The sequence below is a fragment of the Qipengyuania sp. genome, from assembly GCF_965277845.1.
GTDB lineage: Bacteria > Pseudomonadota > Alphaproteobacteria > Sphingomonadales > Sphingomonadaceae > Qipengyuania.
Map to the genome: position 1 here is coordinate 563781 of NZ_OZ255844.1, position 21955 is coordinate 585735.

The window sequence follows — 21955 nt, forward strand, 5'->3', positions numbered from 1 at the left end:
GGACCTTCGAGAGTAGGCCGCGCTCGCCGACATTCAGCTGGACGCCGACATCGCTCCGGAAAGCGCGCGGCAATTCCGATCGTGAAGAGATCGGTCTTCGGGCGCATACCGAACGACTAACCCCCTTTCGACAAAGCGAAATCTGCGCGAATAGCTGCTCACGGCCGGAAGGTGGCCTGCTGAGATTTGGCTTGCCCAATTGCCATCTGGCGCGGCATGATCTGCCCGACCCCACGCAACCGCGCTTGAAGATCGTGTATTGCCACCTTAATACAGGATTGAAGCCGCTTGGAGAGAACCGCGCCCATGAGCGATACCAAACCGCAGACTGCCACTGCCACCGAAACCGCCTTCGACCTGACACCTCCCGAACCGGTGCCCGAGGTAAAGCCGGAGAAGGCGGCGGGCCTCGTACCGGTATCCGAGGAGGTTAAGAGCAAGCTGGAATCGAAAGTCGATGGCTTCGTCGAGGACCTAATCGCCGAAGATGCCAATTCGCCCGAATTCGGCAAGAAGGTCGACCAGCTGACCAATATGGGCCGCAAGGAAATCATGGCCGCTGCGGGCATGTCGAACCGCTTTCTCGACCGGCCCGTGCGCGCGATGGACAAGGACGAAGGCGTCGGCGCCAATCTCGCCGAACTGCGCCGCGTGGTCGAGGATCTCGATCCGGGCAAACGGGGCAAGCTGTCGGGCCCGCGCAAAATCCTGGGCATCATCCCCTTCGGCAACAAGCTGACCAACTATTTCCGCAGCTACCAGAGCGCGCAGACGCACATCCAGTCGATCCTCAACAACCTCGCCAGCGGCAAGGACGAGCTGATCATGGACAATGCCGCGATCGACGTCGAACGGCAGAAGCTGTGGGAGGCGATGGGCAATCTGGAACAGATGATCCACATCTCGAACTCGCTCGACGGGAAGCTCGAGGAAAAGGCCGCCGAGCTCGACGCGACCGATCCGGCCAAGGCCAAGGCGATCCGCGAAACCGCGCTGTTCTATGTCCGGCAGCGCACGCAGGACCTGCTTACCCAGATGGCGGTGAGCGTGCAGGGCTATCTCGCGCTCGACCTGGTGAAGAAGAACAATGTCGAGCTGGTCAAGGGCGTGGACCGCGCGAGCACCACTACCGTCGGCGCATTGCGCACCGCGGTGACCGTGGCCGAGGCGATGACCAACCAGCGGCTGGTGCTGGGCCAGATCACCGCGCTCAACGATACCACCGCGGGCATCATCGATTCCACCAGCACGCTGCTGCGCGACCAGACGGGCAAGATCCACGAGCAGGCCGCGGCCAGCACCATCCCGCTCGAAACGCTCCAGCGTGCGTTTCAGAACATCTACGATACGATGGACGAGGTCGACAGCTTCAAGCTGCGCGCGCTCGACAGCATGAAGCAGACGGTCAACCTGCTCAGCGACGAGGTCGAGAAATCGAAGGGCTACATCGCGCGGGCCGAAGGCCAGGCGCAGGCGCAAAAGCAGGTCTCCGAAAGCAGCCTGCTGAGCATCGAGGGCTGAGGAGCTTGGCCCAGTGAACGACCTCACCCGCGATAACGATCGCATTCTTTCCGAAGGCAAGGCGCTGCTGCGCGACAATCGCGAAGGCGGTCGTCACCGCCGCGCGCCGTCCATCGGCGAGGGTTCGGCCAAGGTGAAACGCGATCACCTGATGAAGAAGGTCCGCAATATCGCCATTGCGCTGTTCGCGCTGTGGGTGGGCATGGGCGTGCTCGGCATGATCATCGACGGGATCGGCTTCCTCGGCGTGATGGCGCTGGTGGTTGCCAGCGTGGTGGCCATCGGCGTGCTCGGCAATTACCCCAAGATGAAAACGCCCAAGCGCGCCGACATCAACAAGGGCAATGTCCAGCAGATGGTCAGCCGCACCGAATTGTGGCTCGAGGCGCAGCGCCCGGCCCTGCCCCCGCCCGCCGCGCGCATCGTCGACGACATGGGCGTCCAGCTCGATGCGCTGGGCCTGCAATTGGAGGGGCTCGACCAGAACCATCCCAAGGCCCGCGAAGTGCGCAGCCTGGTGGGCGAGCAACTGCCCGAGATGATCGACAGCTACCGGCGGATCCCGGCGCATCTGCGCAGTGAAGAGCGCGCCGGCGCGACGCCCGATGCCCAGCTTACCGACAGCCTCGGCAAGATCAGCAGCGAGATCGATTCGATTACCCGCCAACTCGCCGAAGGCTCGCTCGACGATTTGGCGATCAAGCATCGCTATCTCGATTACAAATTCGGCGAAGGGGCCCAGACCAGCCCCCGGCTCGAGGACAAAAGCTGATGCGCGTTCCCATTCCCCACAATCTCGACAAGGCCGAGGTCCGCCGCCGCCTCCATTCGCGCAGCCACGAGATCGGTCAGTTCGTGCCCGGCGGCATGGCCGACGTCACCACCAGCTGGCCGCACGAGGACCGCATGGACCTGTCGGTCAAGGCGATGGGCCAGGGCGTCGACGGCGCGGTGATCATCGAGGACGACCAGGTGATCTTCGAGGTCAACCTGCCGCCAGCCATCTCTTTCGTCGAGCCGATGGTCGCCAGCGCCATCCGCCAGAAAGGGCAGAAACTGCTCGAGGCGAAATAATCCAGATCTGCTCCCGGCAAAAATACTTGCGGATCGGGGAACTATTCGCGAGCATGCGCGCTTTGCGTTGAAGCGGGAATTGATCTTACCGCGCGGCGGGCCCATGCCTGCTTCAGGGCAGGACGGTACGGAAAGCGAGGCCGAGCGAATGCCGGTGACCAGTGGGGTGGGTCGCACCACCAGGGAATATCTCAAAGCCTGTACCGCGCCGAGCCACGACCGGCTCGATGGTCGCCTCGGCACGCTCACCGAAGGGGGTGAGCGCGACTATGCCGATTTTCTCGAAATCCAATACCGCGCCCGCCAAGGCGTCGAACTGTGGCTGGCCGACCGCGCGCCGACGACCGGTCCGCCAGGCCAGACCGGCCTGATCGCGCAGGATCTCGAAACGCTGGGTCGTGCTGCGCCTACCGATTTCCCGGCTCTGGAGACGCCTGCCGATGCGGACCCGGTCGGCGTTTGCTGGGTGATGGCAGGGTCATCGCTCGGCAACCGGGCGATCCTCGCGCGGCTTGCCAAAACCGGTATGCAATGGCCCACCGCCTTCCTGTCCGACCGGCGTATGACCGCCTATTGGCAGGATTTGCGCCCGATATTCGAACGGCCGCATTCGCCCGATCGGGACCGGGCGGCGCTCGCAGCCGCGCAGGCGACATTTGCGCATTTCAATGCCGTCGTCGCGCATGCCCTGTCGCCGGTCGCCGCGTGATGGGCGTGCAGGAGGTCAATCTTTCGAACTGCGATCGCGAACCGATCCACCAGCTCGGCCGGATCCAGGCCTTCGGGGCGCTGGTTGCGGTCAACGCGGACTGGTTCGTCGCGCATCGCTCGACCAATCTCGAAGCGATTTTCGGAGCGGACCGATCTCTCGAAATCGGCGACCGGCTGGGCTCGCTGGTCGCTCCCGCCGCGCTCGAACAGCTGCGTAGCGCCGCCGCCGCACTCGCGATTCCCGACCAGGTCGAGCGGGTGTTCGGGCTTGACCTATTCGACGATGGCACGCTGTTCGATTGCGCGCTGCACAGTTCGGGCGCGAATACCGTAATCGAAGTCGAACCCCATGCAGCGGGGGACCTCAATCGCCAACTCGCTCTCCTCCGCCCGATCATGGCCCGGCTCGAGAAACACCGCGATGTCCAGGCGCTGGCCGACGAGGCCGCACGCCAGCTTCGTCATGCGCTGCAGATAGACCGCGTCATGGTCTATCGCTTTCGCGAGGATCTTTCGGGCGAAGTCATTGCCGAGGCGGCGCGCGAGGATCTCGAGAAGTTCCACGGCCTGCGCTATCCCAAATCGGACATCCCCAATCAGGCGCGCGCGCTCTACCTGCGCAACCGGTTCCGCATCATCGCCGACGTCGAGGCCGACCCGGTGGAGATCGAGCCGGGCGTCTCGTTCGATGGCGAACCGCTCGATCTCGGCATGAGCACGCTGCGCGCCGTCTCTCCGATCCATATCGAATACCTCAAGAACATGGGGGTCGGTGCCTCGCTATCGATCTCGATCATCATCGGGGGGAAGCTCTGGGGCCTGTTCGCCTGCCATCATTATGGTCCCAAATTGCTGCCCTATTCGCAGCGTACTGCGGCGGAACTGTTTTCCGAACTGTTTTCGCTCATGCTCGACCGCACGCTGTCGAGCCAGGCGGCCGACCGCCGCGAGAAGGGCCGCGAGGTCCATTCGCGGCTGATGCGCGACATCGCCGCAGGCACACCGCTTTCCTCGAGCCTGCCGACGATCGAACCCGTCATCCAGCAGGTGATCCCGCACGATGGCGTGAGCGTTTTCGTCGAGGACATTTACGATTCGCGTGGCTCGGCCCCGAACGAGGAAGAGTTTCGCGCGATCCTTCCCAGCCTCAACGGCGGGGCGACCAGTAAACTGCTTGCGAGCGAGGCGATTGCCGAAAGACTGCCGCGAGCCGAACGGTTCGCCGACCGCGCGGCGGGCGCGCTGATAATCCCCGTATCGCGCACGCCGCGCGACTATCTGATACTGTGGCGCAAGCCGCTGACCCACACCGTCACCTGGGCGGGCAATCCCGAAAAGCCGGTAGAGGCAGGTCCGAATGGCGATCGCCTGACCCCGCGCAAGAGCTTCGAGGCGTGGCAGGAAACGGTCGAGGGGCGCGCGGAAAAATGGTCGCAAGCCGAACTCGACATTGCCGAGGGTCTGCGCGTCACTCTGCTCGAGATCATCCTGCGATTGACCGACGAGGCGGTGACCGAACGCACCAAAGCGCAACAGCAGCAGGAATTGCTGATCGCCGAACTCAACCACCGCGTGCGCAATATCCTCAATCTCATTCGCGGCCTCATCAACCAGTCGAAAAACGATGCGACCGATATCGAGACCTTCGTCGAAATCGTCGGGGGCAGGGTCAGTTCGCTCGCGGCGGCGCATGACAACATCACCAAGGGCAATTGGTCCCACGCACCGTTTTCGGAACTGATCGAGACCGAGGCCAATGCCTATCTGAGCGGCAAGACCGATCGGCTGGAGGTGAAGGGCCCGGAGGCGATGATCTCTCCCGAGGCCTATACGGTGATGGCGCTCGTGATCCACGAGATGATAACCAATTCGGCCAAATACGGCTCGCTGAGCGATCAGTCGGGCAAGCTCGAGGTCGAAGTCAGCCGCGACGACGAGGACAATTTCTGCGTCGACTGGCGCGAAAGCGGCGGGCCGCCGGTCAAGCCGCCCAAGCGGCGTGGATTCGGCAGCACGATCATCGAACGCTCGTTGCCTCACGAGCTCGAAGGCACCGCCGAAGTCCATTACCGTTTGGAAGGCGTCGAGGCGCGCTTTTGCATCCCTGCGCGCTTCGTCGAATGGCGTGGGCGCGCCGGCGGACCAGTTGCACAGGCAAAGAAGATGAAGAACGACCGTCCGAAAAACCTGCCCGAGAGCGTCCTGTTGGTCGAAGACAGCATGATCATCGCACTCGATGCGGAAGACTGCCTCAGGGAACTGGGTATTGAGAAGGTGCGCATAGAGAGTTCGGTCGCGGCCGCGCTCGATGCCTTGGCGAAGACGCGGCCGGCGCTTGCCATCCTCGACTACAATCTCGGCAAGGAAAACAGCGAGCCGGTGGCGGAAAAATTGCGGGAGGGCGGAGTGCCCTTCTGGTTGGCGACCGGATATGGCGAGATGGAAAGCCGGGTCACCGAACTTGGAGCATCGGGCCTCCTGACAAAGCCCTATGGCAGGGACGAGCTCGTCGAGATGCTCACCGCCTTCGACCAGCAGTAAGCAGCACCGCTACCGTCGCTCAATTGAAGAAGCGCTGCTGGTAGTAGAACGTCGCAGCGACCGGCCTGCCGCGTGAATCACGCGCCGGCTCGAAACGCAATTGGTCGAGAGCGAGCCGGCACACGGCGGCATCGGTTTCCGGGAACGGGCTCGGGCGATAGATACTGCAGCGCGTGGCGCGGCCTTGGGCCGACACGGTCAGCCGGACGATAACCGACTGGCCGATCCGCGCTTGGCGTCCGCCCGGCGGTACGGGAAAGGCACGTGCATCGGTGATCGCGCGTGTCAGCACGGGTTTGGTCGCCACCCCGCCGCCCTGCCCGCTGCCGCCCTCGCCACTCCCCGTGCCTTCACCCTGGCCCGAGCGGCCCGTGCCCTCTCCCTCCTCGGTCGCGCCGGAGGTAGCGGCCGCCCCCGTCGATGCCGCCCGCGGCGCGGGTGGATCTTCGCGCAGCGGGCGCTGCTGTTCGGGCGCAGTCACCGGAGCCGGCACCGCTTCGCGCCCGGGATCGCCCTGCGCTCCCTCGGGCTCGGGCTCTACCGGTTCAGGGTCGGGCGGGCTCGTGACGGTTACGGTGACGGCGGAGACGACCGAACGTTCGAGGCTGTCGACCATATCGGGCGCCAGCGCGCGGACCAGCAGATAGAAGATGCCGATGTGGACGAGCACGATAAGCGCGATCACCCAGGGATTGGGGCGATGCTTGATCGCGCTGAAGTTGGACGCATCTGCAGTCATTGCCGCAAAACGGTCCAATATTGATGCCAGTTCCGAACGATCGCGGTTCTGGCAGCGGAAAAAGGAAACGGCGGCCCTGTGGGGGCCGCCGCTCCTTTGTCCGCATCACTGCGGTTACGAGGCGATTTAGAACTCGTAACGCACGCCGACCTGGATACGCCAGACCGTATTGGATTCGAACGTGTTCGCTTCGCCGTCGCCCGCATCGAAGCTCTCGATGATGTAGCGGCCCTGATCGTCGAAACTGCCGTCCACGAGGGCAACACGGCCATCGAAGCCACCAAGCGCACGACGCGTGTTCCAACCGCTGTCGAGCAGATTGAGGAAGTTGTCGAAGTCGGCGAACAGTTCGATGCGATCGCTCACCAATCCGGTCAGGCTACCGAGGAACGGTATTTCCTGGCTGATGCGCAGGTCGAGATCATAGAACCAGCCGTTCCGGCACTGATTGCGCTTGACCGTCTGGCCGGGCGTGAAGTTGCAATTGATCTTGCTGACGATGTCCGGATTGGTGTTGTTGATCGCCGAAAGGAATGCCTGCACGGCTTCCGTATCCGAATCGGGCGACAGGTTCGGATCATTCACACCGGTCGGGATGTAAGCGAGGATGTTGTTCTCGCTCGAGCTCGAGTCGGTGAACTCGCCGCCACGAATGTCGTCGAAGACGAGGCTGTAGGGGCGACCTTCCGAGGCGCGGAAGAACAGGCCAAGCCCGGTGCCGAAATCGCCGAAGAATTCCTCGCGCAGATTTATCGACGCGACGAAGTTATGGCGGGTTTCGAAGCCCGACTGCGAAATCGCAGGCGTCTGACGGTTGAACGACGGCGTATTGTCGAAGTTCGAACCGGCCGTCGACGAGCGGAAGTTGATCGTCTGCTCGCTATCGCTGAATGCGTAGCCGAAGCTGACATTCACACGACCGCCTTCGGTGAAGACACCTTCCGAAAAGCGCTTGGACAGGATCAACGAAGCATTGTGGCTATCGAAGCTCGGCCCGTTGGTCAGCTGGAGGAAGTCGTCGATCCGGGTGCCGAAGCATGCCGCCGTGACATTGTCGTAGGTCGGCGGATTGTTGTCGATCAGCGTCGCGTTACAACCTGCATTCAACGGATCGATCGGACGAATGATCGGACGACCGTCGACGGTGAAACCATTCGCTCCGAGGCTCGGGTCGACGATCTGGGTCAGATCGACGATGCTCAGCGTGTCGTTGAAACGAGTGTAGATGTAGTCGACGTTGAGGCGCCAGTTGCTGAAGAAGCCAGTTTCCGTGCCGAAGTCGGTCGCGATGCCGATGTTGGCGCGCATGGCGGTCGGGATGTCGAAGTCCGGATCGGTGGACTGGACGTCGGCACGCCCCGCCGCAGCTGCCGCCGAGCCAGCGGCAATGGCGCAGGCCGGAATGCCGGTGAAGGTCCCGCCGGTCACTACGTCGATCTGGCCGGTGGCCGGATCGATGTTGAGATCGCTTGCATTACAGTCGAACGTATCGCCGTTAGCGGTCGAGAAACCGTTGTTCGAGAAAGCGTTCGAGAAGAACACGACCGGGTCGCCGCCCGAGAAAATTCCCACACCGGCAGTCAAGCGGGTGTTGGAGAAGATCCCGGTATTGTCGAAGTCGTAGGTGGCAGCGAAACGCGGCAGCAGGACCGGGTCGATCTTGCTGAAGGGATTGGCGTTGGTGTAGCCGAAGCGTTCCAGGAACAGCGGGTTTGGACGCGGGGCGTCACCCGTGTAGAGCTGGACACGCATACCGCCCGTCAGCGTCAACTGATCGGTTGCCTGCCAGGTGTCCTGTGCGAAGAAGCTGTAGGTCGTGCGATTGAAAAGCGCTGCAGCTTCGTTGATGTCTCCCGAAGGCGTGACCGCGATCGTGGCGCCGCCAAGAGGACCACCGTTCACTAGATCGTCGGCACCGGCAAATACGCTTGAGAAGAAGCCCGGTGCGACGAGACCCTGTTCGAAATCGTCGAGGTTCTCGAAGAAGATCGTGCCGGTTGCATTGATGGCGAACAGGTTGAACACTTCGAGGTCATTGATTTCGGCACCCAGCTTGAACTGGTGATCGCCGCCATCGATATTCATGACGAAGCGAGCCTGGTCGATCTTGGTATCGAGCTGGTTGGCCGAACGGAAAATGCCCGGTCCGGTCGTCAGGATGCCGTTGTCGCCGTTCGGGATCAGACCGTTGGTGGCGTTGTCGAGACCGACGGCGAGGCGGACAGTGGGGTTGTCGCTCTGTGCTTCTCCGAAGCCAACAGGCCCCTGCACGTCGCCGACTTCCGAGCGCGAAAGCCGCAGCTCGGTGCTGACTTTATCGCTCCAGTCCGAGTAAAGGCGCACGGAGTAGTAATCGCTAATCGTGCCTTCGTCTTCGAAACTGTTGAGACCGCCGAACTGATCGCTGCCGAAGTCGGTTTCGATGTTCGTTTCCTCGAGGCGCTGATAGGTTGCCTCGAGACGGTGATCTTCAGTGATGTAGGCGTCGAGACGACCGAAATAACGGACGTCGCGCTGAGCCAGCTGAGTGGGGACAGGACCAATTTCCTGACCGTAAACGTCACGTGCGATTTGCGCGAACCGGTCGAACTGCGCCTGAGTGACGAAATCAAACTCGTCGGCCGCACCCGAGCCGAAGGGGCCGTCGTTGAAGCCGTCGCCAAGATCGGTTTCTTCATAGCCAGCGAAGAAAAACAGGCGGTCGGGAACGATCGGACCGCCAAGCGTCACGCCCCAGCGCTCTTCACGGCCCGCATTGATGTCGCGCAAGCTGCCGTCCGCCTGTTCGACCTGGTCACCCTGCATGCCACCGTCGAAATAGGTGTAGAAGGCGCTGCCGGAAAACTGGTTGGTACCCGACTTCGTAACGACGTTCACCAGACATCCGGTGAAGTCTGAATATTCAACGTCAAAGGGCGCGAATTCAACCGAGGTTTCACGGATCACATCGAAAGGGAGCGGAAGCGAGTTGCGTGCGGCGAAGGGCGTACCGTTCAGCCCGAAGACATCGGACTGGACGATCCCGTCGACGGTGAAGGTATTGGCGCGGTCATTGCCGCCGAGACAGGAGATGCGATCGACGTCGTCCGATCGCTCAAGGCTGACGCGCGGGTCGAGGCGAATGATGTCGCGAACGTCGCGATTGAGCGAAGGGAAGCTTTCGAGCGTCGTGACGCCAAAGGCGTTGCCCGGGCCGACAGCGAGCTGCTGGACGTTTGCACGTGCACCGCTGACGACGATCACGTTTTCGGCGACGTTTTGGGTCAGTTCGAAGGTGAAGTCGGTGTTGCCCGAAACGGTGATGGAGACGCCCTCGACCGTCTGGCCTTCGTAGCCTGGCGCCGTGACGGTCACGGTGTAGGGGCCGCCGGGGACGAGCGACGCAGTGCGGAACGAGCCCTCATTGTTGGCCTCGAGCGTACGAGTCTGGCCAGTACGCGTATCGGTAACAGTGATCGTCGCATCTGCAAGCGGAGTGCCGGTCTCGCTGACAACGCGTCCCTCGATGCCCGAGGTAATCTGCTGAGCTGCGGCGGGGGCTGCAACGATGCCCGCGGTGGCAGTGATGCTGACGACCGACGCCGCCAGGAGATATTTGAACTTCATCGAGATGATCCCTTCAGTCTCGTGTGAGGTGTGCGGAGGCTTGGAACGCGCTCCCTCTGGCGGGAGGACGTTGCGCCCAAGCTATCTTTTTATGACAAGGTCAAGACACTTGTTGCGGATGCGAGACGCACCCGCAACAAGTGTCTATTTTTCAGAGATTTTTGTGCGTTGCAAAATAGCAACGGCGCGAAACTTTCTCGGTTTCGGTGCTCTATTGCAACGAATTTCGCAATGCCGGAGGCCGGGTCACGCCAGATTGATCTCGCGCAAACGCTGCAGCAGGAATTCGTGACTCGAAATCGGCGCGGGCCGATTCTCGGGCTGTTCCGGATCGATGCAGGATGGCAGCGTCTCGATCACGTAATCGGGCCGGAAGTGGAGGAAGAAAGGCATCGAATAGCGTGCGCGATAGGCCGCCTCGCCACGCGGATTGACCACGCGGTGGGTGGTCGAGCGCAGCTTGCCGTTGGTCAGCCGGTCGAGCATGTCGCCGACATTGATGACCAGTGCCCCTTCCGGCACGTCGACCGCCTTCCAGTCACCCTGCTTGGTCAGCAGTTCGAGGCCTGCCTCTTCGGCACCGAGCAGTAGCGTGATCGTGTTGATGTCGCCATGCGCGGCCGCACGAATCGCGCCTTCGGCTTCTTCGCCCTCCAGCGGGGGATAGCGCAGCAGGCGCATGACCGAATTGCCGTCCTCGACGGTCGGCGCGAAGAACTCGCGGTTCAGCCCCAGATGCAGCGCGATACCTTCGAGCACGCGGCCGCCGGCTTCCTCGAACGCGGCGTAGAGCTCGGTGAAGGTCTTGCGGAAACCTTCGACTTCCCCGGGCCAGACGTTGTCGGCCATATATTCGGACAGCTCATGGCCCTCGGGCAATTCGCGGCCCACGTGCCAGAATTCCTTGAGGTCGTGGACCTTGGCGTCCTTGGCCTTTTCGGTACCGAAGGGCGTATAGCCGCGCGCGCCGCCGCCGCCCGGGATGTGGTAGGCCTTCTTCACCTCGTCGGGCAGCGCGAAGAATTCCTTCGCCAGCGCCTCGGCGCGGTCGATCAGGTCCTGCGGGATGCCGTGGTCGCGAATGACGGCAAAGCCGTATTCCTCGAAACTGCGGCCCAGCTCGTCGGCAATGCTCTCGAGCGGCTGTGCCAGCGACACAACCGCGATATCGGTGTTCGAATCGGTCATAGTGGGTGCGCCCTTTAGTATGGTAGGAAGAGTCCCGCCAGCGCCGCGCTCATCAGATTGGCGAGGCTGCCGGCGGCGAGCGCGCGGATACCCAGCTTTGCGATCACCGGTCTTTGATTTGGCGCAAGTCCGCCGGTGACCGCCATCTGGATCGCGATCGAGCTGAAATTGGCAAAGCCGCACAATGCGAAGGTCACGATCGCGCGGCTGCGTTCGGACAGGACCGATCCGTCCATCGCGCCGAGATCGATGAAGGCTACGAATTCATTGAGCACGATCTTGGTGCCGAACAGCCCGCCGGCGGTTCCGGCCTGCTCCCAGGGAATGCCGATCAGGAACATGACCGGCGCGAAGACGAAGCCGAGCAATTGCTGGAAGCTCACATCGGGATAGCCGAACCAGCCACCGATCCCGCCGAGAATGCCATTGGCGAGCGCCACCAGCGCGACGAAGACCATCACCATCGCGCCGACCGCGACGGCGAGCTTGACGCCGGTCTGCGTGCCCTGCGCGGCGGCCTCGATGACATTGGCGGGCTTATGCCCTTCCTCGAAGGTTTCGGCGACCTGCACCTCGTGCGGCTTGCCGCTTTCGGTCAGGGCTGCTGGCCCCTCGGCGCTGATCCGCGCTTCGGGGAGCACGATTTCGCCTTCGGGATCGACTCCGGCCAGTTCGGCAGCATCGCGCGCCAACACGCTTTCATCGTCGGGCATGATGATCTTGGCCATCAGGATGCCGCCCGGCGCCGACATGAAGGCCGCCGCCAGCAGGAAAGGCACCGCATCCGCACCGATGAAGCTGGCGTATGCGGCAAGGATAGTCCCCGCGACACCCGCCATGCCTACGCTCATCAGCGTGAACAGCCGGCTGGGCGTCAGGGCGGCGAGATAGGGGCGCACAACAAGCGGGCTTTCGGATTGGCCGACGAAGATATTGGCCGCGCTGCCCAGTGCCTCGACCTTGCTGATGCCGGTGATCCAGCCGATCGCGCCGCCCACCCAGCGCACCAGCCGCTGCATGATGCCCCAGTGGTAGAGGATCGAGACGATCGCGGCGAAGAACACGATTACCGGCAACGCCGCGATCACGAATGTGTTGGTGAAGGGGTTGGCGCCCATCGGGCCGAACACCGCCTCGATCCCGACCTTCGAATAATCCAGCAGCGCGATGACCCCGTTGGACATCGCCTGGATCAGCTGGACGCCCCACGGCGTGCGCAATACAAGCAGCGCCATCAGCGCCTGCAGGGCGAATGCCGCACCCACCACCCGCAATTTGATTCGCCGCTTGCCCGTCGACAGCAGGAAGGCAATCAGCAGGATCGCCGCTATACCGACGAGATTGATCAGGATGGGCGACATGAAGGTCCCTTCGAATGCGGACAAGTTGCGGATGAAATCGGCTGCTGTCTTGCTTGCGGGGCTCCATTAGTCAATTTTCACCGCTCGCCGACGGCCTCGCCGTCCACGATATCTACGAGGCCGAACCCATGACCGAACCCGCCAACGAGACCCGGCTCGCAGCCGCTGCTATGCCGCGCGGCCTGTTCGTCTATACGATGCTCTATGGCGGGATGACCGTGCTGGCGGGCGTGCTGGCATTCAAGCAGGTGCAATTGTGGCCGACCGACCTGGCGGTCGAATCGGGCATTTTCGCCTTCCTGCTGCTGGTGGTGATTTCGAGCACGATCGCGCAGCTTTATGGCGAGAAGCTCGCCAACCGGATCGTCTGGTGGGGATTCGTGCCCTTGCTGGTGGCGTCCGTGCTGATGCAGCTGGTGCTGAACCTGCCCGCCTCGACCGAAATGGTCGAATTCCGGTCGGAGGATCTCGCCGCCTTCGAACGCGTCCATGCCACCTTGTGGCGCGTGTGGATGGCCGGGCCGGCCGCCTATATCGTTTCGCTGCTGCTCAACGTGTGGATCTTCTCGCGCCTGCGCGGCTCTTCCGAAGGGGCGTCGACCGTCTCGCTGATGGTGCGCGGCGCGATCGCCTCGGCATTGAGCCAGGCAATCGATTCGGTGATCTTCATCACGCTTGCCTTTTACGGGCAGTTCGACATCACCAATCTGCTGATCGGGCAGGTGATCGCCAAGGTCGCGCTCAGCATCGTAATGGTGCCCTTCCTGATTACCGGCGGCGTCGCCCTGGCGAGGTGGCTCGACCGGCGCTAGAGCCGCTCCACGTTCTCGATCAGGGTCTCGTCGAGACTCTCGCCATGGAGGACCGAGACATCGCCCGTCGTCTCCAAAACCACCGCGCGGACCTTGGTCAGGTCGAGCACATTGGCCTCGCGCAGCTTGGCGATCAGGTCGCTCTTGGCCACGCGCGTCGATCGGAGCGCGTCCTCGAAGAACTCGCCATCGCGCATGAGGAAAACCGGGTCGTTCTGCATCGCGCTTTCCGCTGCGTCCGAAGCCTTGCGCATACGTGCGGCCGTGTACTGCACAACGAACAAGCCGAGCATCGCAATCATCGCCTGCACGAATGCCTGCCAGTCGCTGGCCTGCCCCGCCCCGGCGACGAGACTGCCCAGCGCCACGGTCATCACGAAGTCGAAATTGGTCATCTTGGAGAGGGACCGCAGCCCGGTCACGCGGATCAGGACGACGATCCAGCAGATCGCCGCAGCGGACAGGAGGATGCCGCGAAGGGCTAAGTCGAGCCAGGTGTTATCGACGAACATGCCGAGGCAACGCACGAGACCCATGCGTCTTTCCCGCTCGGTCGTACCGAATTAGCGCGTCAGGCGCTCGGCATGCCAGCCGACATGCTCTGCCAAGAAGGTCGAGATGAAACAATAGGAGTGATCGTATCCTGGCTGCATGCGGATATCGGCGGGGATGCCGGCCTTCTCGCACGCCTCGACCAGCAGCTCGGTCTTGAGCTGGTCCTCGAGGAAATCGTCAGCCGTCCCCTGGTCGACGAGCAGGTTTTCGAGCCGCGCGCCGTCCTCGATCAATGCGCAGGCGTCGTATTCGCGCCAGGCATCGCGGTTTGCGCCCAGGTATCCGCCCAGGGCCTTCTCTCCCCACGGACAGTTCAGCGGGCTGACGATCGGAGAGAAGGCGCTGACCGAGCGAAAGCGGTCGGGATTGCGCAAGGCGATGGTTAGCGCACCGTGCCCGCCCATTGAATGACCGGTAATGCCCTGCCGTCCCATGTCGGCGGGAAAGTGTGCATCGAGCAGCGCGGGCAGTTCCTGATCGATATAGGTCCGCATGCGGAAATGCTCGGCCCATGGCTCCCGTGTGGCATCGACATAGAAGCCCGCGCCCTTGCCGAAGTCGTAGGCATCGTCGTCGGGCACGTCCTCGCCGCGCGGCGAGGTGTCGGGGGCGACGAAGATCACGCCATGCTCGGCGCAGGCGGCGCGATACTCGCCCTTCTCGGTGACATTGGCATGCGTGCAGGTCAGGCCCGAGAGGAACCACAGAACAGGCAGCTTGGCGCCTGCTTCGTGCCCGGGCACGAAGGCCGAGAAGGTCATCTGTGTGCCGGTGCGGGTCGAGGCGTGGGCGTAGACGCCCTGCACCCCGCCATGGCTGCGATGCTCCTCGAGGGTCTCCAGCGCGCCCGCCATCCCGCTAGAGCGCGACCTCGTATTGCGCCGTGGTCTTTTCGGCCACTTCCTCTGCGGTCACCCCCGGCGCCAGTTCGATCAGGCGGAAGGCGCTGTCGTGGTTCGGCCGATGGAACACGCCCAGATTGGTGATGATCATGTCGACCACGTTCTGCCCGGTCAGCGGCAGCGTGCATTCGGGGATGAATTTGGGGCTGCCGTCCTTGGCATTGTGGTCCATCACGACGATGATCTTCTTCACCCCGGCGACGAGGTCCATCGCGCCGCCCATGCCCTTGATCATCTTGCCCGGGATCATCCAGTTGGCGATATCGCCATTTTCGGCCACTTCCATCGCGCCCAGCACGGTCAGGTCGATATGCCCGCCGCGAATCATCGCGAAGCTCGCCGCGCTGTCGAAATAGGCGCTGTGCGGCAGTTCGCTGATGGTCTGCTTGCCCGCATTGATCAGGTCCGCATCGACCTCGTCAGGATAGGGAAATGGCCCGATGCCGAGCATGCCGTTCTCGCTCTGCAGCGTGACATGCATGCCCTCGGGGATGTGGTTGGCGACCAGCGTCGGGATGCCGATGCCGAGATTCACGTAATAGCCGTCTTCCAGTTCCTTGGCCGCACGGGCGGCCATCTGGTTGCGATCCCAGCTCATTATGCGGCCTCCCTTTCGCGCGTGGTCTCGAACTCGATCTTCTTGTCGTAAGGCGCGCCCACGATCATCCGCTGGACGTAGACGCCCGGCAGGTGGATGCAGTCGGGATCGAGGCTGCCGGTGGGTACCACTTCCTCCACCTCGACCACGCAGACCTTGCCGCAGGTTGCGGCGGGCAGGTTGAAGTTGCGCGCGGTCTTGCGGAAGACGAGGTTGCCGGTCTCATCGGCCTTCCACGCCTTCACGATCGCAAGGTCGGCGAAGATGCCGCGTTCGAGAATATAGGTCTCGCCGTCGAACTCCTTGTGCTCCTTGCCCTCGGCGACCTGGGTGCCGACGCCGGTCTTTGTGTAGAAGCCGGGAATGCCCGCGCCGCCTGCGCGCATGCGTTCGGCGAGCGTGCCCTGCGGGCAGAACTCGACTTCGAGCTCGCCGGAAAGGAACTGGCGTTCGAACTCCTTGTTCTCGCCGACATAGGACGAGATCATCTTCTTCACCTGCTGGGTGCGCAGCAGCATGCCGATGCCCTCGTTGTCGATACCCGCATTGTTGCTGGCGAAGGTCAGGCCCTTCACCCCGCTGTCGCGGATCGCGGTCAATAGGCGCTCGGGGATGCCGCAGAGGCCGAAGCCGCCGCTGGCAATGAGCATGTCGTCCGTCAGCAGCCCGTCAAGGGCCGCTGCGGCATCGGGATAAAGCTTGTTTGCCATCAATACACCACCACGCTGCGGATGGATTCGCCTGCATGCATCAGGTCGAAGCCCTTGTTGATTTCTTCCAGCGACAGGACATGGGTAATCATCGGGTCGATCTCGATCTTCCCGTCCATGTACCAGTCGACGATCTTGGGGACGTCAGTGCGGCCCTTGGCCCCGCCGAATGCGGTGCCGCGCCAGTTGCGGCCCGTCACCAATTGGAACGGCCGCGTCGCGATTTCCTTGCCCGCTTCGGCCACGCCGACGATGATCGAAGTACCCCAGCCGCGATGGCAGGCCTCCAGCGCAGTGCGCATGACATCGGTGTTGCCGGTGCAGTCGAAGGTGTAGTCCGCCCCGCCATCGGTCATCTCGACGAGTTTGGCGACCACTTCGTCGTTGCTCATGCCCTTCGTGTTGAGGAAGAGCGTCATGCCGAATTTGCGGCCCCATTCCTCGCGGTCCGGGTTGATGTCGATGCCGACGATCATGTTTGCGCCCGCCAGCCGCGCGCCCTGGATGACATTGAGGCCGATCCCGCCAAGGCCGAAGACCACCACATTGTCGCCGACCTGCACCTTGGCGGTATTGGTCACCGCGCCCACGCCGGTCGTGACCCCGCAGCCGATGTAGCAGCTGGTCTTGAACGGCGCGTCCTCGCGGATCTTGGCGACCGCGATTTCGGGCAGCACGGTGAAGTTCGAAAAGGTCGAGCAGCCCATATAATGGAAGATCGGCTCGCCCTTGTGAGAGAAGCGCGTGGTGCCGTCGGGCATCAGGCCCTTGCCCTGCGTCGCGCGGATCGCGGTGCACAGATTGGTCTTGCCCGAAAGGCACGATTTACACTGGCGGCATTCGGGCGTGTAGAGCGGGATCACGTGATCGCCCTGCTTCACGCTGGTGATACCCGCACCGACTTCGCGCACCACGCCTGCGCCTTCATGGCCGAGGACGCTGGGGAAGATACCTTCGCTGTCCAGCCCGTCGAGCGTATAGGCATCGGTGTGGCAGATGCCCGTCGCCATGATCTCGACCAGCACTTCGCCTGCCTTGGGCCCTTCGAGATCCAGCTCGACGATTTCGAGCGGCTGTTTCGGGGCGAAGGCGACGGCGGCGCGGGTCTTCATAGGCAAATTGCTCCGGACGGTGGTGCCGGCGCTCCGGCCTCGGGGCGAAGAGTGGTGGTGAGCCGTGCTGGGTTCGAACCAGCGACCTACTGATTAAAAGTCAGTTGCTCTACCGACTGAGCTAACGGCCCGACCACGGCGTGCCACCTAGGGCTGCTGTCGCGGGTGGTCAAGCCGGTCATGCCGCATTCCACCCGCATCGCTCAGGAATGGCGTGCGGCGAGCTGCCTGACGGTATGCCCGGTTACCGGATCGCGCCAATCCGGAGCAATTTCCGCTGCGGGGCGCAGTACGAAATCGCGCTCGCGGAAGAGCGGGTGCGGGATCGAAAGATCGGGAGCATGCCAAGCTCCGCCGCTCCACAGGACAATGTCGAGATCGAGCGTGCGTGAGCGCCAGCGCTGGCCGCGCCGCTCGCGCCCGAAGCCACGCTCGACATCCTGCAGGCTGGCGAGCGCCTCGGCCGGTTCGAGGTCGCCGGCAATCACCGCCGCGCCATTGGTATAGCGGCGCAGCGAGGGGCCGACCGGCGCGCTGGCCATCCAGCCGGACACGACCTCGATATGCCAGCCTTCTTCGGCCAGCGCGGCGATCGCCGCCTCAAGTACCGCGCGCGGATTGCCGATGCCGGGCAATCGCCGGTTCGAGCCCAGCGCGATCAGATATCGGTGCCGGCCTGCCGCGGTCATGGCCCCGGCTTCAATGTGCGATCATGGCATTGCGGGCCTGCCGACGGCCGGAAAATCTCGTTCTCGACCGTGCGTACGGCAAATTCGCCAAGCGTGAGACTGCGCTTTCGCTTGAGCAGGCCGCCACGCGCCAGTTCGAAGGGAGCGTGCACATCACCCGAGTAATTCGGAGCGCGCAGGCGCACTTCCATCGCTCCCTGCATGGCATGGTGCTGGACGATGGCGACGGCCTTGATCGTGCCCTCCTCCGCACGCATCCGGAGTAGCTCGGCGAATCGGTCGAGCACGGATTGCGCGCCGTCGATGGCCGCGGTTTCGAGAACGGCGACGTTCTGGATGGCACCGTTCGCGCGCAATTCGAACAGCAGTGGGAAGAATGTGCCGTCCTTCTCGATCCGGGCGATACCCGCCTCAAGGGCGACCGTGAACAGCGCGTCGAGCTGAACCTGGTCGATGCCGCCGCCCAAGATCAGATGTCCTCGCAGATGCGCCCATAGAGCTGCGGTCGCCGATCGCGGAAGAAGCCCATGCCCGCACGGTGTTTCTTCGCCCGGTCGAGATCGAGCGTCGCGACCAGCACGCCTTCGGACGAGCCGCCGAATTCCTCCACCAGATCGCCCCATTCGTCGGAAATGAAGCTGTGACCGTAGAAGCTCTGCTGGCGGTCGGCGGGGCCTTCATGCCCGATCCGGTTCGCGGCGCAGACGGGCATGCAGTTCGACACGGCATGGCCGATCATCGCGCGGCGCCACATGCGGCTGGTGTCGAGATCGGCGTCATAGGGTTCGGACCCGATAGCGGTCGGGTAAAACAGCACCTCGGCGCCCTTCAGCGCCATGACCCGCGCGCATTCGGGATACCACTGGTCCCAGCAGATGCCGACGCCGATGCGCGCGCCGAACACATCCCACACCTTGAACCCGTCGTTACCCGGGCGGAAATAGTATTTTTCCTCATAACCCGGCCCGTCGGGGATGTGGCTCTTGCGATAGGTGCCCATGATCGCGCCATCGGGTCCGATCATCGCCAGCGTATTGTAGTAGTGATGCCCGTCGCGCTCGAAGAAGCTGGTCGGGATCGCCACGCCGAGCTTTGCGGCCAGGTCCTGCATGGCCAGCACGCTGGGGCTCTCGGCGGTGGGGTGGGCGAGGTCGAACAGCTCTTCTTCCTCTTCGCGGCAGAAATACTCGCCCGCGAACAGTTCGGGCGGCAAGATCACCTGCGCGCCGCTGCCCGCCGCTTCTTCGACCAGCGCGGAAACCGCGGCGATATTGTCCGCCGCCTCTTCGCGGGCAAGCGGCAATTGCAGGACGGCGACGGTCAGGCTTCTCATTCTGGCGAGATAGGCCGCCGTCGCCGTACAGGCAATGTTTACCGGGCCTTACGGAACAGCAGCGTCATCCGGTCGCTTTCACCAATGGCGAGGTATCTCGCGCGGTCCTGGTCGCCGTAACGCAGCACCGGCGGCAGCGTCCACACGCCGCCTTCCCAGTCCGCCGGATCGTTCGGATTGGCGTTGATCTCGCTTTCAGAGGCCAGTTCGAAGCCATTGGCCTCGAAGATCGCGACGACATCCTGCTTGCGCATATAGCCGCGCTGACGCGCGCCGTAATCGTCGTAGCTCGCCCCTTCGGGCGCACGGTGCTGGACCACGCCGACCATGCCATCGTCCTTGAGCATGCGGCGCGCGGCCTTGAGCACGTCGTCGGCGCTGTTGCCGATGTTGAGACCGTGCATCGAGCGGAAGATCAGCACCCGATCGACCGTGCCTTCGATGCCTTCGGGCATCTCGTCGATCTCGAAGGCGGTTACGCTGTCGGCCTCGACACCCAGCCCCTCGGCGACATTCTGCTTGAACCGCTCGGTCCAGCCCTTGGCGCGCGCCTCTTGCGCGCGGTCGCGATATTCGCGTCCGTCGCTGTCCTGATCGAAGGCCATATATTTGCCCGCGGGCAGCAGATAGGGCGCGAGTACGCGGGTGTACCAGCCACCGCCCGGCCCATATTCGGCCACGGTCATGTCGGGCGTCACCTCGAAGAAGGCGAGCGTTTCAGCCGGGTTGCGATATTGGTCGCGCGCGCGATCGTCGTCGCGCAGGTCGGCGGCCAGCACGGTTTCCAGGTCGGCCGCGTGATCGTCGGCAGCGAGCGGCGCCGCGACAAGGGCGGCAGCAGCGGCAGTCAGCATCAGGCGCATGATAGTAACTCTCCTCGGTTCGTCCGCATGGTCTTCTGGACGTCCATTGGGTGGATGACAAGGCGAAGACGGCTACCTATCTCTCCTGCGCAAAGGAGAATGACGGACATGGCTACACAGCAGGCGATCTTTGCCGGCGGGTGCTTCTGGTGCACCGAAGCGGTGATGAAGGATGTGATCGGCGTCAATGAGGTCGAGAGCGGCTATATCGGCGGCGACAAGCCCGACCCGACTTACAAGGAAGTTTGCACCGGCAACACCGGCCATGCCGAGGGCGTGCGCGTGACGTTCGACGACGAGCGGATCACGCTCGCCCAGCTTTTCGACGTGTTCATGGGCACGCACGACCCGACCCAGCTCAACCGGCAGGGCAACGATGTCGGCACGCAGTACCGCAGCGCAATCTTCCCGCTCGACGGGCAGGAAGAAGAAGCCAGGGCCGCCATCGCGCGCTGGAACGAAGAGCATCCCGGCGAGGAAGCCGTGACCACCATCGAAAGCGGGGAATGGTATCCGGCCGAGGATTACCACCAGGAATATTGGGAAGGCGAAGGCCAGCGCAATCCCTATTGCCTCGCGGTCATCCCGCCCAAGCTGATGAAGCTGCGCAAGAGCTTCCAGAAATACCTCAGGGAAGACGCCTGAGCCGAGTACCGCAGCGATGAAGATCGCGATCATCGGCGCCGGCATGGCCGGGATGAGCTGCGCGCTGCGCCTGGGCGAGCTGGGGCACGAGGTGGCGCTGTTCGACAAGGGCCGCGGCCCCGGCGGGCGCATGGCGACCCGGCGGATCGAGCACGACGGCCGCATGCTCCACTTCGATCACGGGGCGCAGTATTTCACGGTGCGCGACCCTCGCTTCGCCGCTCGGGTCGAGGCGTGGGAGCGCAATCGCATCGTCGCGCGCTGGCCGCAAGCGGGCGCGGAAGCCTGGGTCGGAACGCCCGCGATGAATGCTCCGCTCAAGGCGATGGCGAGCCATCTGGACCTGCGCTTCGGCACGCGGATCGATAGCCTCGATCGAACGCTAGAGGGCTGGCGGCTTCGGGGGGATGGCGTCACCGACGCGATGTTCGACGCAGTCGTCGTGGCCCTGCCCGCCGAACAGGCCGTCCCCCTGCTAACCCCGCACGCCAAAACCATGGGCGCGCTCGCGGCAGCGACGGTGTCCGATCCCTGCTGGACGCTGATGGTCGCTTTTTCCGAACCGCTATCGGGTATCGACGCCACACTGCGCGACGCAGGCCCGATCGGCTGGGCGGCGCGCAACTCTACGAAGCCGCAGCGCTCGGATGAGGAATGCTGGGTGGTGCAGGGCTCGCCCGAATGGTCGCGTGCGCATCTGGAGGAGGACGCCGAAATGGCGGGCAGGGCGTTACTCGACGCGTTCTTGGACGCCGTGGGTGGAACCCTTCCCCCGATCCTTGCCCGCAGCGCCCATCGCTGGCGCTACGCTAAATCGGGTGCCGCCGGCACGCAGCCCCTGTGGGACGACGCCCAGCACATCGGCGCATGCGGCGACTGGCTGATCGCCCCGCGCGTCGAGGCCGCCTTTCTCTCCGGTCTCGAACTGGCCGAGACCATCGGTGCCGGAGAATAGCGCGGGCACGGCTTGTAATATCGCGCCAGTCAGTAAATAC

21 protein-coding genes and 1 tRNA gene are annotated in these 21955 nt (G+C 63.4%); 8 read left to right on the forward strand and 14 right to left on the reverse strand.

Going from position 1 to position 21955, the window contains the following annotated elements; translation table 11 throughout:
• The first annotated feature begins 306 nt into the window (after positions 1 to 306).
• The 5 genes from ACQY4G_RS02750 to ACQY4G_RS02770 all read left to right on the forward strand — a co-directional run bounded on the left by ACQY4G_RS02750 (position 307) and on the right by ACQY4G_RS02770 (position 5847).
• Positions 307 to 1521 carry a toxic anion resistance protein gene (locus ACQY4G_RS02750; RefSeq protein WP_067695371.1) on the forward strand — a complete coding sequence of 405 codons (1215 nt, stop codon included), beginning with the start codon at positions 307 to 309 and terminating at the stop codon, positions 1519 to 1521.
• A 13-nt stretch (positions 1522 to 1534) separates the two neighbouring features.
• Positions 1535 to 2293 carry a hypothetical protein gene (locus tag ACQY4G_RS02755; RefSeq protein WP_421992922.1) on the forward strand — a complete coding sequence of 253 codons (759 nt, stop codon included), beginning with the start codon at positions 1535 to 1537 and terminating at the stop codon, positions 2291 to 2293.
• Entirely contained in the window at positions 2293 to 2595 is a 303-nt protein-coding gene (locus ACQY4G_RS02760) for a polyhydroxyalkanoic acid system family protein (RefSeq protein ID WP_291177586.1), read from the forward strand. The genes ACQY4G_RS02755 and ACQY4G_RS02760 overlap by 1 nt, the downstream gene beginning before the upstream one ends.
• 103 nt (positions 2596 to 2698) lie before the next feature.
• Positions 2699 to 3304, forward strand: coding sequence for a biliverdin-producing heme oxygenase (locus tag ACQY4G_RS02765; RefSeq protein WP_421992924.1), 606 nt, complete (start codon positions 2699 to 2701; stop codon positions 3302 to 3304).
• Entirely contained in the window at positions 3304 to 5847 is a 2544-nt protein-coding gene (locus tag ACQY4G_RS02770) for an HWE histidine kinase domain-containing protein (protein ID WP_421992926.1), read from the forward strand. Before ACQY4G_RS02765 ends, ACQY4G_RS02770 begins: the two co-directional genes overlap by 1 nt.
• Before the next feature lie 19 nt (positions 5848 to 5866).
• On the opposite strand, the gene ACQY4G_RS02775 is transcribed toward ACQY4G_RS02770, so the two are convergent.
• From ACQY4G_RS02775 to ACQY4G_RS02790, 4 genes are all read right to left on the reverse strand, one after another.
• Positions 5867 to 6586, reverse strand: a complete 720-nt coding sequence (locus tag ACQY4G_RS02775) for a TonB family protein (RefSeq protein WP_421992928.1) — start codon at positions 6584 to 6586, stop codon at positions 5867 to 5869.
• A gap of 126 nt (positions 6587 to 6712) precedes the next feature.
• A complete protein-coding gene (locus ACQY4G_RS02780; RefSeq protein ID WP_421992930.1) occupies positions 6713 to 10192 on the reverse strand; it encodes a carboxypeptidase regulatory-like domain-containing protein in 3480 nt (1159 codons plus the stop codon).
• Between the two features lie 246 nt (positions 10193 to 10438).
• A complete protein-coding gene (locus tag ACQY4G_RS02785; RefSeq protein WP_421992932.1) occupies positions 10439 to 11380 on the reverse strand; it encodes an isopenicillin N synthase family dioxygenase in 942 nt (313 codons plus the stop codon).
• Positions 11381 to 11394: 14 nt separating this feature from the next.
• Positions 11395 to 12741: a NupC/NupG family nucleoside CNT transporter gene (locus ACQY4G_RS02790; RefSeq protein WP_067695394.1), complete on the reverse strand. Its 1347-nt coding sequence runs from the start codon at positions 12739 to 12741 to the stop codon at positions 11395 to 11397.
• Positions 12742 to 12869: 128 nt separating this feature from the next.
• Here ACQY4G_RS02790 and ACQY4G_RS02795 point away from each other — a divergent pair, with 128 nt between their 5' ends.
• Complete coding sequence (locus ACQY4G_RS02795; RefSeq protein ID WP_067696171.1) at positions 12870 to 13553, forward strand: queuosine precursor transporter; 684 nt, start codon at positions 12870 to 12872, stop codon at positions 13551 to 13553.
• Here ACQY4G_RS02795 and ACQY4G_RS02800 read toward each other — a convergent pair.
• The 10 genes from ACQY4G_RS02800 to ACQY4G_RS02845 form a co-directional block, all read right to left on the reverse strand.
• Positions 13550 to 14089 carry a DUF421 domain-containing protein gene (locus ACQY4G_RS02800; RefSeq protein ID WP_421992934.1) on the reverse strand — a complete coding sequence of 180 codons (540 nt, stop codon included), beginning with the start codon at positions 14087 to 14089 and terminating at the stop codon, positions 13550 to 13552. The two genes, ACQY4G_RS02795 and ACQY4G_RS02800, sit on opposite strands and share 4 nt — an antisense overlap.
• A 27-nt stretch (positions 14090 to 14116) precedes the next feature.
• A complete protein-coding gene (fghA, locus tag ACQY4G_RS02805; RefSeq protein ID WP_421992935.1) occupies positions 14117 to 14962 on the reverse strand; it encodes an S-formylglutathione hydrolase in 846 nt (281 codons plus the stop codon).
• A 4-nt stretch (positions 14963 to 14966) separates the two neighbouring features.
• Positions 14967 to 15608: a CoA transferase subunit B gene (locus ACQY4G_RS02810; RefSeq protein ID WP_421992937.1), complete on the reverse strand. Its 642-nt coding sequence runs from the start codon at positions 15606 to 15608 to the stop codon at positions 14967 to 14969.
• On the reverse strand, positions 15608 to 16318 hold the full coding sequence (locus ACQY4G_RS02815) for a CoA transferase subunit A (protein WP_421992939.1): 711 nt from the start codon (positions 16316 to 16318) through the stop codon (positions 15608 to 15610). Before ACQY4G_RS02815 ends, ACQY4G_RS02810 begins: the two co-directional genes overlap by 1 nt.
• A complete protein-coding gene (locus ACQY4G_RS02820; RefSeq protein WP_421992941.1) occupies positions 16318 to 17430 on the reverse strand; it encodes an S-(hydroxymethyl)glutathione dehydrogenase/class III alcohol dehydrogenase in 1113 nt (370 codons plus the stop codon). The genes ACQY4G_RS02815 and ACQY4G_RS02820 overlap by 1 nt, the downstream gene beginning before the upstream one ends.
• 55 nt (positions 17431 to 17485) lie before the next feature.
• Positions 17486 to 17561 (reverse strand) — tRNA-Lys (locus ACQY4G_RS02825).
• Between the two features lie 72 nt (positions 17562 to 17633).
• Entirely contained in the window at positions 17634 to 18119 is a 486-nt protein-coding gene (folK, locus tag ACQY4G_RS02830) for a 2-amino-4-hydroxy-6-hydroxymethyldihydropteridine diphosphokinase (RefSeq protein WP_421992943.1), read from the reverse strand.
• Positions 18116 to 18586 (reverse strand): hypothetical protein, encoded by a 471-nt coding sequence (locus ACQY4G_RS02835; RefSeq protein ID WP_421992945.1) that lies wholly within the window; start codon positions 18584 to 18586, stop codon positions 18116 to 18118. The genes folK and ACQY4G_RS02835 overlap by 4 nt, the downstream gene beginning before the upstream one ends.
• Before the next feature lie 2 nt (positions 18587 to 18588).
• Positions 18589 to 19452: an N-carbamoylputrescine amidase gene (gene aguB / locus ACQY4G_RS02840; RefSeq protein ID WP_421992947.1), complete on the reverse strand. Its 864-nt coding sequence runs from the start codon at positions 19450 to 19452 to the stop codon at positions 18589 to 18591.
• Between the two features lie 38 nt (positions 19453 to 19490).
• Positions 19491 to 20315, reverse strand: coding sequence for a class I SAM-dependent methyltransferase (locus ACQY4G_RS02845; RefSeq protein ID WP_421992949.1), 825 nt, complete (start codon positions 20313 to 20315; stop codon positions 19491 to 19493).
• Positions 20316 to 20423: 108 nt separating this feature from the next.
• On the opposite strand from ACQY4G_RS02845, the gene msrA reads away from it, so the two are divergent.
• The gene (gene msrA / locus ACQY4G_RS02850) at positions 20424 to 20960 is read left to right on the forward strand and encodes a peptide-methionine (S)-S-oxide reductase MsrA (protein WP_421992951.1); all 537 of its coding nucleotides are present in this window, start codon (positions 20424 to 20426) and stop codon (positions 20958 to 20960) included.
• A gap of 16 nt (positions 20961 to 20976) precedes the next feature.
• The gene (locus ACQY4G_RS02855; protein ID WP_421992953.1) at positions 20977 to 21915 is read left to right on the forward strand and encodes an NAD(P)/FAD-dependent oxidoreductase; all 939 of its coding nucleotides are present in this window, start codon (positions 20977 to 20979) and stop codon (positions 21913 to 21915) included.
• The last annotated feature ends 40 nt before the right edge of the window (positions 21916 to 21955 follow it).